The sequence below is a fragment of the Streptomyces sp. genome, from assembly GCF_036524955.1.
Classification (GTDB): domain Bacteria; phylum Actinomycetota; class Actinomycetes; order Streptomycetales; family Streptomycetaceae; genus Actinacidiphila.
The window spans coordinates 1-2074 of sequence record NZ_DATDBG010000229.1 but is presented as its reverse complement, the minus strand read 5'-3'; the positions used below and the strand labels follow the sequence as shown (position 1 = coordinate 2074).

Below are 2074 nucleotides of genomic sequence, written 5' to 3'. Positions count from 1 at the left end.
CACCACGTCGCCGGGCCGGGCCCGGGCCGATGTCGTCTCCCTGCTCCACCGCGGGCGGCCCCTGCTGCTGCTGTTCGGGGCGCGGGCGGACCGGTACCGGCGGCAGGCCGCGCCCTGGGCCGGGTTGCTGCAGACCGTCCGCGACACCGCGCCGTCCGACGCGCCGTGGGAGGCGCTGCTGGTCCGTCCCGACGGATACATCGCCTGGGCGCCGGGCGGCGGCAGCCTCGCGGAGGCGCTGACGGCCTACTTCGGTCCTCCTGGCCCCCGAGGGTCGGCCGGGGGCGGCGGACGAACCGGACGACCGCCGACCGCACCCGTCCCGCCTCCCGGCCGTGAGCCGGCGGTCAGCTCCTCGGGGTGTCCGTGACGGCTTCCCGTTCGCCGCGCAGGGACCGGGCTTCGGCGAACACCTTCGCTCCCCGGGTCTCGGCCAGGTCGACGGAGGTCAGCACCGCGGACTGCACGACACTGGGCAGCACGTGGCGCAGCAGCTCGACCACACGGGTCATCAGGTCCCCGTAGTCGCTGATGGCCTGGGACATCGCCTGCACGCCGGCGAAGGAGCCGACCAGCACGCCGGCGGTCTCGGCGGGCGCCACGTGGGGAAGCGTCTCGCCCTGCTCCTGGGCCTTCTCGAGGAGGTGCGAGCAGGTGTCGGTCCAGCGCAGGAAGGGGCCGCTGCGGTCTATCCCGCTGGCGTGCTGGTCCATGGTCAGCCGCACGCCGGCGCGCACCATGCAGTCGGTCTGCAGACGGTAGGCGTGCAGCATGACCACGTCCACGAGCTGCTGCACCTTGCACGGGCGCTCCGGAACGACGAGTTGCTCGTCCTGCTCCCTCAGCACCCCCTCGGCCAGATCCTCCTTGGACTGGAAGTGGAAGTACAGAGCGCCTTTGGTCACCCTGGCGGCGGCGAGGATCTCGGCGATCGTCGCCGCCTGGAAGCCGCGCTCCTCGAAGACCTTGGCCGCCGCGGAAAGGATCGCGTTGCGCGTACGGATCGCCCGTTCCTGCAAACCTGGTCTCCCCCTTGTCTCTCCCTTGACGAACCGCCGGAAGGGGTCTAATAAAAAAACCGTCCAGTTTGTATCTTACAGCGCCCGAGGCTGGGGGTGCCCTTCCCCGAGCGGGAGAGAACGAGGGGTTCTGGACCACGCGCCGTGGCCGAATGCCGTCGTTCTCCGGGACAGCCGGACGGCCGGCGCGGGGAGGGGGCCGATGATCCTGCTCACCGGTGTCACCGGGTCCGTCGGGCGGGAGGTGCTGCGCCGGGTCCCGGCGGACCTGGAGGTGCGCGTCATGGCCAGGGACCCGTCGAGGGTGACGGGGGCGCCCCGCACGGTGCAGGTGGTCGCCGGGGACTACGCGGACGCGGCCTCGCTGGCCGGCGCGCTGCGGGGGGTGCGCACCGCGTTCCTGGTCACCAGCCGGGTCGGCGGCGGTGACGACGCGGCGTTCGTCCGGGTCGCGCGGCAGGCGGGGGTCCGCCACGTGGTCAAGCTCTCCTCCGCCGCCGTCGAGGACCCCGGCGCGCACGATCTGGTCACGCGGTGGCAGCGGGAGAACGAGCGGCTGCTGCGGGAGTCGGGGATGGAGTGGACCTTCCTGCGCCCGCGCGCGTTCATGTCCAACACCCTGTCCTGGGCGGCCGCCGTGCGCGCCGAGGGCGTGGTGCGCGGGTTGTACGGGTCCTCGCCGAACGCCTGCGTCGACCCGCGGGACATCGCGGAGGCGGCCGTCCGCGCCCTGACCGAGGCCGGGCATGCCGGCCGCAGCCACACCCTGACCGGCCCGGAGGCGATCAGCGCCGTGCGGCAGACGGCCGAGCTGGCCGACGTACTCGGTGTCCCGCTGCGGTACGAGGAGCTGACGCCGGAGCAGGCGCGGGCCGCGCTGCGTGCGCGTCACCCCGAACCGGTGGTCGAGGCCCTGCTGCGCAGCGCCGAGCGGCAGCGGGACGGTGCCAAGCGCCGGGTCACCGACACGGTCGAGCGGCTGACGGGGCGTCCCGCGGGCACCTTCAGGGCCTGGGCGCGGGATCACCGGGAGGCGTTCGCCGCCGCACGGGGCA

The 2074-nt window shown here is 73.8% G+C and carries 2 protein-coding genes and 1 pseudogene; 2 read left to right on the top strand and 1 reads right to left on the bottom strand.

Annotated features, from left to right (window positions below; all coding sequences use genetic code 11):
• Positions 1–370: pseudogene (locus tag VIW71_RS18510) on the top strand (hypothetical protein); the annotation flags it as partial.
• Here the strand turns inward: VIW71_RS18510 and VIW71_RS18505 are convergent.
• Positions 348–1019: a ScbR family autoregulator-binding transcription factor gene (locus tag VIW71_RS18505; RefSeq protein WP_331623455.1), complete on the bottom strand. Its 672-nt coding sequence runs from the start codon at positions 1017–1019 to the stop codon at positions 348–350. The pseudogene VIW71_RS18510 and the gene VIW71_RS18505 sit on opposite strands and share 23 nt — an antisense overlap.
• Positions 1020–1221: 202 nt before the next feature.
• Here VIW71_RS18505 and VIW71_RS18500 point away from each other — a divergent pair.
• Positions 1222–2074 (top strand): SDR family oxidoreductase (locus tag VIW71_RS18500; RefSeq protein ID WP_331623454.1); only part of this gene is annotated, 853 nt, incomplete at its 3' end.